Source organism: Desulfobacter vibrioformis DSM 8776, from assembly GCF_000745975.1.
Taxonomy (GTDB): Bacteria; Desulfobacterota; Desulfobacteria; order Desulfobacterales; family Desulfobacteraceae; genus Desulfobacter; species Desulfobacter vibrioformis.
Window position 1 is genome coordinate 57648 of sequence record NZ_JQKJ01000014.1, and the last position, 12764, is coordinate 70411.

12 protein-coding genes are annotated in these 12764 nt (G+C 46.9%); 3 read left to right on the top strand and 9 right to left on the bottom strand.

The features are described from left to right. Window positions 1–257 precede the first annotated feature (257 nt). Entirely contained in the window at window positions 258–1520 is a 1263-nt protein-coding gene (locus Q366_RS10390) for an EAL domain-containing protein (protein WP_084691779.1), read from the top strand. 83 nt (window positions 1521–1603) lie between these two features. Here Q366_RS10390 and Q366_RS20275 read toward each other — a convergent pair whose 3' ends face one another. The 9 genes from Q366_RS20275 to Q366_RS10435 all read right to left on the bottom strand — a co-directional run bounded on the left by Q366_RS20275 (window position 1604) and on the right by Q366_RS10435 (window position 10357). Further along, window positions 1604–2002 (bottom strand): hypothetical protein, encoded by a 399-nt coding sequence (locus tag Q366_RS20275; protein ID WP_156968154.1) that lies wholly within the window; start codon window positions 2000–2002, stop codon window positions 1604–1606. A 251-nt stretch (window positions 2003–2253) separates the two neighbouring features. Beyond that, the gene (locus tag Q366_RS20280) at window positions 2254–2628 is read right to left on the bottom strand and encodes a hypothetical protein (protein WP_051957973.1); all 375 of its coding nucleotides are present in this window, start codon (window positions 2626–2628) and stop codon (window positions 2254–2256) included. Window positions 2629–2795: 167 nt separating this feature from the next. Continuing rightward, window positions 2796–3455: a hypothetical protein gene (locus Q366_RS10400; RefSeq protein WP_051957974.1), complete on the bottom strand. Its 660-nt coding sequence runs from the start codon at window positions 3453–3455 to the stop codon at window positions 2796–2798. Window positions 3456–3894: 439 nt separating this feature from the next. After that, window positions 3895–4608: an ABC transporter ATP-binding protein gene (locus Q366_RS10410; protein ID WP_035238781.1), complete on the bottom strand. Its 714-nt coding sequence runs from the start codon at window positions 4606–4608 to the stop codon at window positions 3895–3897. Further along, a complete protein-coding gene (locus Q366_RS10415; RefSeq protein ID WP_051957975.1) occupies window positions 4608–6290 on the bottom strand; it encodes an ABC transporter permease in 1683 nt (560 codons plus the stop codon). The genes Q366_RS10410 and Q366_RS10415 overlap by 1 nt, the downstream gene beginning before the upstream one ends. After that, window positions 6266–7306: a thiamine ABC transporter substrate-binding protein gene (locus Q366_RS10420; RefSeq protein ID WP_035238693.1), complete on the bottom strand. Its 1041-nt coding sequence runs from the start codon at window positions 7304–7306 to the stop codon at window positions 6266–6268. Before Q366_RS10420 ends, Q366_RS10415 begins: the two co-directional genes overlap by 25 nt. 12 nt (window positions 7307–7318) lie before the next feature. Next, window positions 7319–8971: an AMP-binding protein gene (locus tag Q366_RS10425; RefSeq protein ID WP_035238694.1), complete on the bottom strand. Its 1653-nt coding sequence runs from the start codon at window positions 8969–8971 to the stop codon at window positions 7319–7321. An 87-nt stretch (window positions 8972–9058) separates the two neighbouring features. Next, on the bottom strand, window positions 9059–9628 hold the full coding sequence (locus Q366_RS10430; protein ID WP_035238695.1) for a cupin domain-containing protein: 570 nt from the start codon (window positions 9626–9628) through the stop codon (window positions 9059–9061). 426 nt (window positions 9629–10054) lie between these two features. Beyond that, entirely contained in the window at window positions 10055–10357 is a 303-nt protein-coding gene (locus Q366_RS10435) for a hypothetical protein (protein ID WP_035238696.1), read from the bottom strand. Window positions 10358–10649: 292 nt separating this feature from the next. Here Q366_RS10435 and Q366_RS10440 point away from each other — a divergent pair, with 292 nt between their 5' ends. Together Q366_RS10440 and Q366_RS10445 are read left to right on the top strand one after the other, a co-directional pair. Continuing rightward, window positions 10650–11384: a response regulator gene (locus Q366_RS10440; RefSeq protein ID WP_035238697.1), complete on the top strand. Its 735-nt coding sequence runs from the start codon at window positions 10650–10652 to the stop codon at window positions 11382–11384. A 1-nt stretch (window position 11385) separates the two neighbouring features. Further along, window positions 11386–12729 (top strand): ATP-binding protein, encoded by a 1344-nt coding sequence (locus Q366_RS10445; protein ID WP_035238698.1) that lies wholly within the window; start codon window positions 11386–11388, stop codon window positions 12727–12729. The last annotated feature ends 35 nt before the right edge of the window (window positions 12730–12764 follow it).

The window sequence follows — 12764 nt, forward strand, 5'->3', positions numbered from 1 at the left end:
CCCCGTGTCCGGATGACAAATGCCATTTACCCGTTTAGTAAAAAAAAGCAAATATAATGCCATAAAAACAAAAACACCGGCCCCAGGGCAGACCATGGGGTCCAACAGACATACAGGATAAAAAAAAATATTAATTTTCAGGCAGATTTTTGCATTATTTGAAACAATTAGCTGATCTGCCAACCTTTTTCTTACAATTTTAGGTAAACTATTATATAGATGGGCCTAATTTTAATAAATGTGGCAGTACGAACTAGATGAAAGCATCATTTAAACTGGATTTAACATGTATCCGGCAATGGACCCGGGAAGACAGGCCTTACATAACTGGCATTGCTGATGGAAACAGGTTTCATACCGCCCTTCAACCCATTTACAGCCTGGCTCATCGGCGGATTGTGGGCCATGAGGCCCTGGTCCGGGTTTTCGATATGCTGGGCAATTCCATTTCCCCTGCGTCTATTTTTGACCGTGAGATGTCCAACGACGATATGATTCAATTAGACCGTCTGTGCAGGTGGCTCCATCTCCAGAATTTTAAGTTGATTAAAGATCCGTTGAACTGGCTGTTTCTCAATGTTTCAGGCCAGACCCTTGCCAGGGGACTGGAATATGGTTCTTTTTTCAAAGATGCCATTGATGCGGCCGGGATTCCTGCCCACAGGATCGTCATCGAAGTGGTGGAACATCCCTTTGAAAACCCTGACTGGATCATACCCGCCATCCGCTACTATAAGGAGCTGGGGTGCCTTATTGCATTGGATGATTTTGGTGCAGGCCATTCCAATTTTGACCGGATCTGGACCTTGAAACCGGATATTGTCAAACTTGACCGCTCCTTTTTAACCCGGGCAAATAACAACAGGAAGATTCAGAATCTGTTCCCCGGCATTGTTTCTCTGCTTCACCAGGCCGGTTCTCTGGTGCTCATGGAGGGTATAGAAACCCAGGCCCAGGCCCAGGCACTGATCGCCATTGAAAGCGATGTTGATTTTGTCCAGGGTTTTTATTTTGCCCGGCCATTTACAGATCTGTTATCCCTTCCACCGGTCTTTGATCAGTTTCCAATGCTTATGAACCGGTACAAAAATGAAAGAGACTGCACTGATATCCAGTTTCAGGACAAGCTTGTTAAATACCGCACCCTGTTCATAAATGCCGTGGGAGAGTTGAAAAAGGGCAAAGCCTTGTTTAACGCCTGTTCAGAACTGCTTGATGACCCCATGGTGGTCCGGTGTTACAATATCGGGACCAATGGTATTCAGATCGGAAACACCCTGGTGGGCAAGCACTATGTCAGCCAGACGGATAAACGGTTTAAACCCCTTGAAGATGCCAGAAGCGCAGACTGGTTCCGGCGCCACTACCTGAGACGGGCCATTACCCATCCCGGACAGATTCAGGTCACCCGGCCATATTTATCAATTACCGGTGCCCATATGTGCATCACCTTGTCTATGAAATTTTCCAACCCCTCTGGAAATAGCGTGCTTTGCTGTGATCTGATGGGTTCATGGTGAGGCGGGGTGTTAAGTCTTAAGCGTTAGGGAATGGAACTTGCTGTAGCTATAGATAGCTATACTAGTACATTAGAAAACTTATGCTAATCTTGTGCGAAAAAGTGTTTATTTTGGTTTAATCTTTTATGTTCCAGCCTGTTGTAAAGCGTGTTTAATACCTGCATATCAGCCGGAAGTTCTCCATCTGGATCTGTTGTTTTTTCAACAAACCGTTCATAAGACCGTTTTGAATGCCGAGATAATCTTGATTTCATTCTTTCCATCTCTTCTTTTGTGAATGAGATGGAAAGAAAATTTGCAAATTCCTCCCAAATTACATTGGGTAATTGGTTGTAGTTCATTAATATTAAGTCGTTATGAGAAAGGGCGGATTTAAAATAGCTGGTTAAAACATTGATCCCGTACCTGTCTAAGTCTGCAAAATTCAACTGCTCCGAAGGATTAAGCCCCACGATCTCAGGTGCTAAAATTCCCGGAACCATATGGGCACCCCGTATCCTGCGGTGGGAGCTCAGAACCTCAAAAGGGGTTCTATAAAGAAAAAAACAAGGAGTCTTGGGAAAAAGTGAACGGATAAACTGGAAATGACATATGTGCCAACAGTCCAATTTGACAAACAAGTGGCACTCCTTGCCGGACCTTTTCTGGCCGAATGCGTGCATAATCATTTTAAGAGTCTCTCCATATTTTGTTTTATGCTGCCCGAAACAGGCTAAGTGCACCAAGAAGTCAATCACCTGGGTTCGGAAAAAACAATACATTGAGACAATAATGAAAGAAGCTGTGTGATGAGCGTTGAACCGCAGCGAGAGCAATGGAAAATAAACGCCGAAGGTTCTACATAATCAAATTTGCTTAATTGTTTGGCAGCGTTAAACGAAAGATTGCAAATTTGACGGTTTTCAAGCGGCACTCCAGCTATCGACCGGTAAAAAAAAGGTTGGTTAAATAAAAAATCTCCCAAAAAATACCACTGGGTTGATAAAACACCTTTTTCTTCGGTCACTTCAACAGGGTACCATTTATTCAGGGAAATTAATTCTGTTTCAGGGATTAAGCGGCCCCGGATCACCTGTTTTATTGCTTTAGGATAAACGTGTTTGGACATTCGCTTAGAAATTTTATCTGGTTAACGTGTCAGCACTACGAACAAGTCATTTTATCAAAAACCACGGAAAATATCAGAGAACCATAAAAGCAGCTCATTATCCTGCAAGCAAACTTGAATTTCAACCCCGGAAATTATCGGGGAGCCTGAATTTCCAATTGGCAGTACTACACATAGTTATTTACAGGGTTACTTTTATACAAATCCTGCATTTCTGCATAGAGACGAGCAGCTTTAAGAAAAGCATTGTGTTCTTCTCTAACTTCGATTGATGCCTGTTGCTGACATTTTTGCTCAAAAGACTGTTGTTTTATCAACAGCTTCAAATGTTCTTCACTAAGTTTTTTATCATCATCGTGGTTTTTATTATCAGTTTTCTTATAAAAACTGTTTTTCGAGCGCCCCCAAAAGCCAGAATCATTGTTCGTTGGCCATGAATCTCCCCGATATTGATCCAAGGATTCGCCCACAGTTAATATTACCGAAGTGTCTCGGGGTGCATATGAAGAGCACAAATCTCTCTGCAAAAGAGAGAGCATTTTCTCACGGTATTGTGGATCTTCTTTCATTTTTTCAAATGCCTTGTCAGAAACATTGACGGCCGCATTCTTAACAGTACTATGAAATTTTATTTTTTCAATATCTTGATAAAATTCTTGTTTGAACATTGCCATTTCTTCTTCTATAGTTAATTTTGCTGTTTGTGACGTTTCCTCAGTTTTAACAGCATATTTCGAGTTTACAGATGTTTCTGAATTTTTTCTTGTATTCTTTGAATACGCATCTATATCGCCCCTTATAGGATTTCTTTGAATGATTAATGACATGTTTTCAATCCTTTCTGTTAACAATTTAAATGAACCGATATAATTTTGATACCCACATATTTGCTGATAACACGATTTTATAAATATAGATTGACAACTACACAGCAAATAGCATTCCAATGATCTAATATAAGAATAAAGTTGTTTAATATTGGATAATTATACTCACTTTATTTTTAAAATTGGACTATCCTTAAAGGATAAAATAGAGATGTTCTTTCCTGCAAATATCAGAAAATCGGAAATATTTTCCCCGAAAAAAAAGATCCCTCCCCTGGACAGTCCATCTATCTTTCTATTGTGTAACTGTCCGGTTTTTATATCAACCTATGCAGCTAACGCGGGAAACCCGCAACCCAATTTTCCCTCCTCATTTTCTTGTTTTTTTTGACAGAAACTGAGGAGTAAGGCACTGAAATGCCGACTCTGGGGGGTTTGTTCAGCCCATAAACTGCCGGACCCAGTCATTCATCGGGCGGTGCATAAGATCTTTTGGGGTGCCGTTCTGAACAATGCCGCCCTGGTTCATCAGGATGATCTGAGAGCCTGCGGCAAAGGCTTCTTCGTGGTCATGGGTGACAAAAATGGTGGTAATGTGCAGCCGGGAAAAAATCTGGGTGAGTTGATCCAGCAGGTGTTTTCGCAAAACCCGGTCCAAAGCGCTTAAGGGCTCATCCAGCATGAGCAGCCTGGGACCCGGGGCAAGGGTTCTTGCCAGGGCCACCCGCTGGCGCTCGCCTCCGGACAGTTCATCCACCTTTCTGTTTTCAAACCCTTTAAGATTGGTTAAGGCCAGCATTTCTGCCACAATCGAGGCTTGTTCCTGCTTGGACATACCCTTCATTTTCAGGCCAAATGCAATATTGTGGAATACATCCAGATGGGGAAACAGGGCATAGTCCTGGAACATCATGCCGAAATTGCGCTTGTGCGGGGGCAGATCCAGGATGGAGGCATTGTTGAACCGGATATCGCCTGAGTCGGGTATATCAAGTCCTGCAATCATTCTTAATAGCGTGGTTTTCCCGCTGCCCGAAGGGCCGAGAACGGACAGTCGGCTCCCCCGGGGCAGAGCAAGGTTGATGTTGTTTAAAAAACAGACGCCTGTTGTTCCGGTTTTTTTCAAATTATGTATGATAAGTTCATTTTCCATTAAAACTGTTGTACCCCGTTTGAACTGATTTTTTCAATGAGAATAAATCCGGCTGCTGTGACAACCATGAGAAGGGTGGAAATGGCCATGGCCTGGCCGTAATTCATGGCGCCCGGCTGGCCTAAAAACCGGTAAATGGCCAGGGGGATGGTGGGAGTCCGTGGTCCTGCGGTGAAAATGGTGGCGCCGAATTCTCCCATGCTGATGGTAAAGGCAAACACGCCGCCTGCTGTCAGCGCCCCGGATATCAGGGGCAGGTCAAGGCATCTGAATATTTTTCCAGGACTGGCGCCTAAAGTGGCGGCAGCCTCCCTGATGTCATTGGGAATACGCTTCAGGGCAGGCAGCACGGCCCGGAGTACAAAGGGAAATCCCACCAGGGCATGGACTAAAGGGACAAGCAGAGTTGAACTGCGCAGGTTAAGCGGGGGCCGGTCCAGGGTGATGATGATGCCGAACCCCAAGGTTACAGCCGAAGTGGACAGGGGCAGCATAAACAACGGGTCAAAAAAGGCGGCAAGGCCTTTGGCTTTTACCCGGTCCAGATGGTTCAGGCAAAGGGCTGCGCACAGGCCTGTCACAAGGGCGATAATAAGGGCTGTTCCCGCAAATATAAAGGAGAACTTAATCGCCGTAAAAGGCGGGACATGGAAAATGGAGTTGGCAGGATTAACAAAAATGGCCTGGTAATAGATCAGGGACACTTGTCCGTCATGGACCAGGGACTTTCCTGCAAGCGCGGCCAGGGGAAAAAGGCACAGCAGGATTATAAAACCGGCACTCCCTGCAACTGCGGCCTTTTCCCGGAATTTTTGCGGTGGTTTAAAATTGGCGTGGCCGGCCTTTGGCGCAAAGCGGACCGCCTTTCGGGAAAAGGCGGTGTAAAGACCCATGAGTACCAGGGTGAACCCGATTTGAAGCAGGGAGAGAAAAGATGCCACCGGCAGGTTGAACATATAGGCGGCCTGGCGGTAGATTTCGGCTTCTATGGTGGAATAGGCAGGCCCCCCGAGAATCAGAATGATGCCAAAGCTTGAAAAGCAGAAAATGAACACCAGAAAGGATGCCGCCCATACCGCAGGCATGAGCAGGGGCAGGGTAATATGGATAAATATTTGAAACGGTCCTGCCCCGAGCGTGGCGGCCGCTTCCTGGATATTTGCCCGCAACCCTGCCCAGAAGCTGGTCAGAATTCTGAGCATGACCGAAAAATTGTAAAATACATGGGCCATGAAAATCAGCACCAGGGGGTGACGGATATTTAACATGCCCAGACAACCGTTTTTTCCGAAACTTGCGTCAAGGGCGGCGGCCACCACCACGGCGGGCAGAACAAAGGGGATGGAGGCACACAGGGTTAAAAATTTTTTCCCCTTAAATTGGTAATGGGACATGACAAAGGCGCAGGGAAAGGCAGACGCCAGGGTCAGGCCCGTGGATACGGCAGCCTGCCAGAAGGTGAACCAAATGATATGGGCAAGGCGCTGGGAGCCTGTAACCTGATCCCAAAAGGACAGATCAATATGAAGGTGTGAGGGAAAGTCCGGCACAAAGCTTCGAATAAAAATACCGGCCAGGGGATAAAAATAGAAAACAAGGAAAAATACAAGGGGGACCAGCCCCGCCAGTACATAGGGGTGCGTATAGATCCTTGTTTTCACCGCAATAGCGTTTCCGTCCATTCCCGGATCCATTTATCCCGGTTTTGGCGGATGTCGTCTGCGGGCAAAGACGCTGGCGCATCTGTAATTTTTACATGCTTTAAAAACACCTCGGGCAGCCTTGCCTTTGTGCTGGCCGGAAACACAAACATCTGCAACGGTATGTCTTCCTGGAATTTGTTACTTAAAAGAAAGTCCATGGCCTTTTTTGCAAGATCGGTGTTGGCGCTGTTTTTCAGAATGCCTGCAAATTCAATCTGGCGAAAGGCGGATCTATTCCCGATGATGATACCGGTGGGGGCGGTGTCCGGTTTAGGGTCAGCATAAAACACTTCTGCCGCAGGACTTGAGGCGTAAGAGACCACAATGGGGCGCTCTCCTTTTGAGGCGGCGGTGAACTGTCCCCAGTAGGCTTCCTGCCAGCTGTTTACCACCATGACCCCGTTGGCTTTAAGTTTCTGCCAGAAAGAGATGTACTCATTTTCCCCGAAACGGCTGATGGTGGTCAGAAGAAAGGCAAGGCCCGGAGATGATGTGGCCGGGTTCTGGACAACGGTGAGGTCCTTATATTCCGGGCGTATCAGATCTTCAAGGCCGGCCGGGAGGGCAAGATGTTTTGCCTTGAACCATTTGATGTCATAGTTGAGACATACATCACCAAAATCCACGGGTATCAGACGATTTTCGCCATCCAGTAAAAGGGTGGTGTTAATATCTTCAAACCCTTTGGGGGTGTAGGCCATGAATATATCATTGTCCAGGGCCCTGCCTATAAAGGTGTTGTCCACCCCGAAAAACAGGTCCGCCATGGGATTATTTTTCGACAGAATCGCCTTGTTCAGTGCCTGGCCGGCATCTCCGGAACGTAAGACCGTGATGTCCGCACCCACGGCGGTTTTAAAATCTTCAAGTACGGATTCCGACATGCTGAAGCTGTCATGGGTCATGAGGGTCAACTCCCGGCCCAGGGCCTGGCCGGTGAGTATGGGCATAGCTAAAAAAAAGCAGACAATGGCAACAGCAGCATATGGTTTCATTTTTATTCTATTTCAGCGTCTTTCCGGCCAAATCTTTTTCGACATCTCCGTGAGCTTGTATTTCTGGATTTTGCCCGAGGCGGTCATGGGATATTCATCAATAAAATGGACATATTTTGGAATTTTGTACCGGCTGATTTTTCCCCGGCAGAAGTCCTGGATATCGCTGGGTTCAATATTTGATCCATCTTTGAGAATCACAAAAGCACCAACCTCTTCACCGTATTTCTCGCTGGGAACCGCAGCCACCTGGACATCCCGGATCTCATCCATGCGGTATAAAAATTCTTCGACCTCCCTGGGATAGATATTTTCCCCGCCCCGGATGATCATGTCCTTGTGCCGGCCTGTGATGGACAGGTTGCCTGCTTTGTCCATGACCCCGAGATCGCCTGAATGCAGCCAGCCGTCCTTGTCAATGACCTGGGCTGTGGCTTCGGGATTGTTATAGTATCCTTTCATGATGCTGTATCCCCTGACGCACACTTCACCCTGTTTGCCCGGGAGCAGTTCTTTTCCTGTGTCAAGGTCAATGACCTTGACTTCAAGGTGGGGCAGGGCCCGGCCCACGGTTTCCACCCGCACCCGGATGTCGTCGTGTATCCGGGTTTGGGTCAAGACCGGAGAGGCCTCGGTCAGACCGTAGCAGATGGTGATTTCCGTCATGTTCATCTTGTCAATGACCTGCTCCATGACATGGATGGGGCAGTTGGATCCTGCCATGATGCCGGTGCGAAGGGATGAAAAATCAAATTTTTTGAACAGGGGATGATCCAGCACGGCAATGAACATGGTGGGTACGCCGTAAAGGCCGGTGCATTTTTCCTGCTCCACCGAGGCCATGATCAAAAGCGGATCAAATTTTTCCAGAATCACCATACAGGAGCCGTGGTTTATGAAGGCAAGCACCCCGAGCACACAGCCAAAGCAGTGGAACAGGGGCACGGGCAGGCAGACCCGGTCATCCGGGCCCAGGTTCTGGTTGGCACCGATCCAGTAGCCGTTGTTGCCGATATTGTAATGGGTGAGCATAACGCCTTTGGGAAACCCCGTAGTACCGGAAGTATACTGCATATTCACCACATCATGGAGATCCAGGCTGTCCTGGCGGGCCTGGTACTCCTCTTCGGAAATCATTACAGACAAGGCCCGGATTTCGGGAATGGTATACATCCCCCTGTGTTTTTCAGGGCCAAGGAAGGCCACCCGTTTAAGATGGGGGAATTTTGGGGATTTCAGGTAGCCGCGCTGACAGGTTTTCAGCTCCGGTACCAGTTCATATATGGTAGATATATAATCCGTGTCCTGGTATCCGTCGATGAGAAACAGATTTTCACAATCCGACTGGGTGAGCAGGTATTCAAGTTCGGCTGTTTTATAGTTGGTGTTAACCGTGAGCAGCACAGCCCCGATTTTGGCCGTGGCAAACTGCAAGGTAACCCAGAACGGTATATTAGTGGCCCAGATACCTACTTTTTCCCCTTTCTTAACGCCCAGGGCCATCAACCCCTTGGCTGTTTCATCGACATAGGTGGCAAACTGGCTGTAACTCAGGCGAAAATCCCTGTCCACATACACAATGGCCGGGTTGTCCGGATATTTTTCAACAGTTCTGTCAAGGATCTGGCCCAGGGTCAGGGATTGCAATGGCAAAGTTTCGTCCATATGATGCTTTATTCCTCTTTGGCTTGGGGTTGCTGGGGGCCGGGCCCGGGAGGATCTATCGGCTCGGCCATGGCTGTTATTCCGGAATTATTCCGGGATATAAATGACAGCGTGGATTTCGGCCTTTTCTTCGCCTGCACAGGAGACATAATGGGGAACCACAGAGTTGTAATAGATGGAGTCGCCGGGCTTCAGTTCATAGACCTCATTGCCGTAAATGACTTCCACAAGACCTGAAACAACAACAATAAACTCTTCGCCTTCATGGGAAGACAGATTTTTTTCCCTTGCGGACTCAGGCATAATTTCAACAAAGAACGGCTCCATGTGCCGGTCTGACTTGCCTTTGCCCAGGGCATAAAAATTTAAGGCAGGGGCTTTGTTGGTGCTGTCAAGAACGGAAAAACTGTCTGCCCGTTCCGCCTTGCGGACAATATAGGGAGCCCCGCTGTCCTGATCATCCAGAAAGGTGCCTAGGCGCACCCCCAGTGCCCGGGCAATTTTCATTAAAGGACCCAGGGGGGGATAGGCATCTTCCTCAAGCATGGTGGTGATAAATTTAGGGTCAAGGCCGGCTGCTTCGGACAATGCCGCGATATCCATGCCCCGTTTCTCCATGAATGATAAAATCCGCTGGTTCACTTTTCCTGTTTGCATCCAACCTCCCTGATTTTATTATGGTTTTATAAGAAAGTCTGTGCAAGTTACTCAGATCTTTCATGGTTTGTTGTGGGCCGAAGCCTGGCAGGTGATATGTCAGGTCGGCCCCTAGCCGTTTATAAAAAGTCATATGGATATAATATATCATAAAATCTTTGTCAAAAAATTCATAAAATTTACTCCCTTATTCCAAAATTTTTAAAGATCAATGCACTGTATCCGAGTATGGTGCTGCCCGGAAAACAAAGAATTCATATCTTTATTTCCCTGGTTGCTTAGTACGATATAGTAACTTTCAATTTCGTCCCGAACTATCAACGTTAAAGCTGAATAGGCCGGAAGATTACCAAAATGATATTGCACAAGATGTCCAAACTTATCTTTCATTTCCCAACCTAAAGGAGTTCCCGGATAAAAAATGCACTAGTCCTTATCTACACCTCTCTCCAGCGTTCTCTGCCAATTACGTTCTTGACTTTTTCCTGCATCGTAACCATCAGTCCACCCCTGGCGGTATTGTTCATCTCTTGCAAAACGGCGGGTGTCTTTTTTTAAATTGGCTCCCAGACTGCCCATAGCATTCTTTCCGCTGCTGACTCCGTCTTCATAGCCCTGGCTATATGCGGGGTCAAATCCTTTTTGATTCATGAGGTCCTTCTTGCTTGGAATACAGCCTGAAAAACAGAAGCAAACAATAACAATAAGTATAATGTAATCTCTTCTCATTTCTTCTCCTCCTGTGTTTTATGGTCTAAATCATGAACAGATACAATGCCATTGTAAATAACTTATTGGGTTGATATAGAGGAAATACGATCGAAAATCCGTTGTTTTTTTGTACCCAATTGTAAGCAAATGTAGCCGACCAGAACGGTTGTCGCAAGAATGCTACAAAATGGTACAATTATGTACAAAAATTCCACAGAGTTTATACGGGTTATGCTGTACGCCTTGGATGATCGCAAATGGCTTTACAGCAGTGACGCAAGAACAAAAAAACGGTGGGAGGCGAGCTTTAATGAACGGCATGAATCACAAGGAATGTATTTTGCTGGTTGAAGATGATCGTCGCCTGGGCGATCTGATCGCCGAATATCTGATCCAGAATCAATTTGATGTCTTTATCGAACGGCGGGGGGATACGGCCCCTGATCGAATCATGAGGGAAAAACCTGATCTGATTATCCTTGATCTTATGCTGCCTGGCATGGACGGGATAGAAATCTGCAAAACTGTGCGGCCTGAATACCATGGACCGATTCTGATGCTGACGGCCCGAGAAGACGACATGGATCAGGTGGTCGGCCTGGAAATAGGTGCCGATGATTATGTCAAAAAACCGGTTGAACCCCGGGTCCTTCTGGCGCGAATTCGAGCGCTGATGCGCCGGTTTGCCAAAACCGGAGCTCAGTCTGTTGATTCGCCCCATGAAGCAGGAGTGAATGAATTGATCTTTGGGACTCTGGCAATTAACAGGCCTTCCCGGACGGTGCAATTGGGTAAGCGTGTCGTGGTATTGACAACTAATGAATTTGATCTGCTCTGGCTTCTGGCCGAAAATGGCGGCCGCATCCTTGACCGGAACACCATCTATAATCGACTGCGGGGCATTGACTATGACGGTCTTGACCGCAGCGTTGATCTGACGGTTTCCAGGCTGCGCAAAAAATTGGATGACGGTTCCGAAAGTCCGGAGCGTATCAAAACAGTCTGGGGACAGGGCTATCTTTTTGTTACGAATGCCTGGGAGTGATATGAGACGTATTTTTTTATCCTTCTTTTTGTTTGTTATACTGAGTTTTATCATCTGGCAATTTTTATTTTCTCCGGTAGTGACGCGGCTGGTAGAAGAGACTGTTAAACAGGAGTTGAACCAGTACTATCGAACACTTGTCCGGGGCGTGTATTCCTTATTGATTGAAGATGTTGAAGCCCTGCCGCCGAATCAGTGGTCCGGTTATATACAACACCGGCAGCCACAATTCGGGTATCCGCTGGCTATCGAACCAATAACTTCCCTGGATTTACCGGAACACGATCAGGACCTGCTGAAACATGGAAGTATTGTTGTGGTAAAAGGAGGACGTCTGTTCTATCAACGCATAAGATCCAGTGATCAAGTACTTACTATGGGGCCATTTTTGGATTTTGATGTTTCGCTGCGGATTAAGGCGATGATCTGGGGTATGCTTTTTATCAGTTATGGGTTAATGACGCTTATCTGGACCATGGCGTTCTGGATGAAACTCAGGCGGATCAGCATTACTGCCGACGCCTTTGGAAGAGGAGACTTGGGGGCTCGGGTCAACATGTCCAAACATTCCGCACTTTTTCCTCTGGCAAATTCATTTAATAATATGGCAGAGCAAATTCAGCGGCTGATCGCCTCTCACAAAGAGCTTACCCGGGCTGTTTCCCATGAACTGCGCACGCCGATTTCAAGAATTCGTTTTGGTCTGGAAATGCTGAACACATCTAAAGATGCGGAGAAGATGCGTAAAAATATTTTTGAAATCAACAAGGATGTGGATGAGTTGGACACTCTGGTGTCCGAATTGCTGGTTTATGCCCGATTTGACAGGGAAAAACCTTCTTTAGATCTGGTTGAGCTGCCCATTGTTTCCTGGCTTGAAGAACTCACCGAAAAAGCCGGCAGGACTCATCCTGATATTCAACTCCAATGCTGCCTTTCAGAAAAGTTTCAACAATACAAGGTCTTGCTTGACCCGCACTACATGTCCCGGGCGCTGAACAACCTCATACAAAATGCCATGAAGTATGCAGCCCACCATGTAAAAATCAGATGTGAAGAAAAAGGCAGCGATATCCTGATCCATGTGGATGACGACGGTCCCGGCATCCCGGAGTTAGATCGGGAGCGGATTTTTGAACCTTTTATCCGCCTGGATTCGAGCCGCAGCCGGGAGACCGGCGGGCAGGGCCTTGGCCTGACCATTGTCCGGCAGATCATTACCTGGCATGACGGTAGGGTTTTCGCCAGCAAGTCACCGCTTGGAGGTGCCCGGTTCACCCTTTGCTGTAGAAAAACGGTCAAGGCTGGAAAACAGGCTGATGACGAAAAGAAGACAATGACATAAGGAAGAACCGCCGGTCAGGAACACAGCATTGACCT

Coding starts and splice junctions, on each gene's coding strand:
- Q366_RS10390 (WP_084691779.1), top strand. CDS start 258: ATGAAAGCATCATTTAAACTGGATTTAACATGTATCCGGCAATGGACC.
- Q366_RS20275 (WP_156968154.1), bottom strand. CDS start 2,002: ATGGTTCCGGGAATTTTAGCACCTGAGATCGTGGGGCTTAATCCTTCG.
- Q366_RS20280 (WP_051957973.1), bottom strand. CDS start 2,628: ATGTCCAAACACGTTTATCCTAAAGCAATAAAACAGGTGATCCGGGGC.
- Q366_RS10400 (WP_051957974.1), bottom strand. CDS start 3,455: ATGTCATTAATCATTCAAAGAAATCCTATAAGGGGCGATATAGATGCG.
- Q366_RS10410 (WP_035238781.1), bottom strand. CDS start 4,608: ATGGAAAATGAACTTATCATACATAATTTGAAAAAAACCGGAACAACA.
- Q366_RS10415 (WP_051957975.1), bottom strand. CDS start 6,290: ATGGACGGAAACGCTATTGCGGTGAAAACAAGGATCTATACGCACCCC.
- Q366_RS10420 (WP_035238693.1), bottom strand. CDS start 7,306: ATGAAACCATATGCTGCTGTTGCCATTGTCTGCTTTTTTTTAGCTATG.
- Q366_RS10425 (WP_035238694.1), bottom strand. CDS start 8,971: ATGGACGAAACTTTGCCATTGCAATCCCTGACCCTGGGCCAGATCCTT.
- Q366_RS10430 (WP_035238695.1), bottom strand. CDS start 9,628: ATGCAAACAGGAAAAGTGAACCAGCGGATTTTATCATTCATGGAGAAA.
- Q366_RS10435 (WP_035238696.1), bottom strand. CDS start 10,357: ATGAGAAGAGATTACATTATACTTATTGTTATTGTTTGCTTCTGTTTT.
- Q366_RS10440 (WP_035238697.1), top strand. CDS start 10,650: ATGAACGGCATGAATCACAAGGAATGTATTTTGCTGGTTGAAGATGAT.
- Q366_RS10445 (WP_035238698.1), top strand. CDS start 11,386: ATGAGACGTATTTTTTTATCCTTCTTTTTGTTTGTTATACTGAGTTTT.